Raw genomic sequence first — 1,971 nt, 5'->3', positions numbered from 1 at the left:
GCATTATGAGTATACCATGTGGTTATTTGGCTATCAATGTACAGTTTCTGCGGAGAGACTGTTCAATTAAAACGGTCTAAGTGTTCAACTTCGGCGGTTTAGGTGTTTTTTCTCAGCGTAATATGCACTACCATGGCCAATTGGATTATGGCCGCATCCCGTGATTGGCTGACACCAATCTTAAAGTTGATGCATCAGAAACTCTTGCAGGAGAAATATCTGCATTCGGATGAAACTCCGGTCCAAGTTATGAACGAAGCAGGGCGCAAGAATACAACTGATTCCTACATGTGGGTATACAGCACAGGTAAGCACTGCCAACACCCCATCCGGATTTTTAAATACCAACCTGGAAGGAGTGGCAAATACCCGCAAGAATTCCTAAAAGGATTCACGGGATACCTTCATACGGATGCCTACTCGGGATACAAAAAGGTTGAGAAAATCACACGGTGCCTCTGTTGGACACATCTTCGAAGAAAATTCGTTGATGCCCTCCCCAAAGATATACGCAGCCCGGACGCTACTTTCCCAAGCCAAGGTATCACATTCTGCAACAAACTCTTCGAAATTGAAAAGGCTCTTGAGAAACTTTCAAACGAAGAGCGTAAATCCGAGCGTCTGAAACAGGAAAAACCTGTTTTGGATGCCTTTTGGGCGTGGATTGATTCCACCAGGAACACGGTTCTTCCAAAATCTAAACTGAGTGAAGCCTTGAATTATGCTCTTAACCATAAGCAAGAGCTGATGAATTATCTTGAGGATGGCAATTGCTCCATTTCCAACAACCTTGCTGAAAACAGCATCCGTCCCTTCACCATCGGACGCAAGAACTGGCTGTTCAGCGGAAGTCCGAAAGGAGCCGCGGCAAGTGCTGCCGTTTATAGCATCATTGAAAGCGCCAAGGCCAATGGCCTAAATCCATATAAATATCTTTATTATATCTTCAGTGAGTTGCCGGGGGTACAGTTCGGTCAACATCCGGAGTTCCTTGAAGATTATCTTCCGTGGAGTCCGGAGGTTCTAGAAGCTTGCAAATAGGGCAAAAACTCAGTTTATACTTTACACTGGTTTTTGCTCTTTTTCTATACACTTTGTTATTTGACGCTTACTCTATACCGGCCAGGGTCTGGCCCACGGTCAGGGTAATAACCTTTTTATCCCCCGCCGGGGTGCTGGCCTCTGGCTCCGCCGCCGTGCTGAACACGGCGAACATGGTCAGGTGGTTGACCCGGGTTACGGCGTACCACCGATCGTCTTCCTGTACCAGTTGGGTTTCCAGCCTAATCCATTTTCCCTGCTTCTCGTCGTAGTAATGTACCGCCGGGAATTCGCCCTCGGCAATCCCGGCCGGGTCGTAGGCGAGCTTGATGGTAATATAGTTGTCGCCGAACTGTCGTTCACCTGTGGTGGTGATCTCATAGACAGCACCGGCCATTTTAACCCGCAGCCCCTCGGGCACCACCCTGTTGGCTTCATCCTGGCTCAGTGTCTTGATGCTGACAGTGGCGTCGGCGGGCAGCGTACCCGTCGGGATCTCCGCGGCAACGTCGTCAAGGCTGACCTTGCCGCCGGTACTTGCCTTTATGTTCATACTTGTACTGTCACCCTGCGGTGGCGTGACGGTTCTGTCCCTGTCACGGGACTTGGCGGCCCGGTTAACGGTGATGGTGTACATTTTTGTGCTTATACCGTCCTGGGCTGTAACTACAATATTAATGGAGTTGGCTCCTACGTTAAGGTTGATTGGCGGTGAGACCTGTCCGCCGGTTACCGGTTCACCGTTGACGGTGACCGTGGCGTTGTTGTCCGCCGGGAAAGGCGTCACCGTAATGCTATTCACGCTAAGTGTCATTCCTTTCGCTGTGCTCAAGGCACAAAATAGAATTAAAGTGGTAAAATCTTGTATAGCTCTGTGGTATGATTTTGTTGGATAAGCAGATATACTACAGAGCACGGGGAGGTGAGTGT

The 1,971-nt window shown here is 49.2% G+C and carries 1 protein-coding gene and 1 pseudogene; one reads left to right on the top strand and one right to left on the bottom strand.

What is annotated here, in order from left to right; all coding sequences use genetic code 11:
• Positions 1-123: 123 nt before the first annotated feature.
• Positions 124-1,041 (top strand): annotated as a pseudogene (tnpC, locus tag L9W92_RS18545) (IS66 family transposase); the annotation flags it as partial.
• Between the two features lie 67 nt (positions 1,042-1,108).
• Here the strand turns inward: tnpC and L9W92_RS18540 are convergent.
• Positions 1,109-1,843, bottom strand: a complete 735-nt coding sequence (locus L9W92_RS18540) for a cadherin-like beta sandwich domain-containing protein (RefSeq protein ID WP_240085219.1) — start codon at positions 1,841-1,843, stop codon at positions 1,109-1,111.
• Positions 1,844-1,971 lie beyond the last annotated feature (128 nt).

It is taken from the genome of Pelotomaculum terephthalicicum JT, from assembly GCF_022410535.1.
In the GTDB taxonomy this organism is placed as follows: domain Bacteria; phylum Bacillota; class Desulfotomaculia; order Desulfotomaculales; family Pelotomaculaceae; genus Pelotomaculum_D; species Pelotomaculum_D terephthalicicum.
The sequence above is the reverse complement of the archived record's forward strand: the minus strand, read 5'-3'. Positions and strand labels throughout refer to the sequence as shown.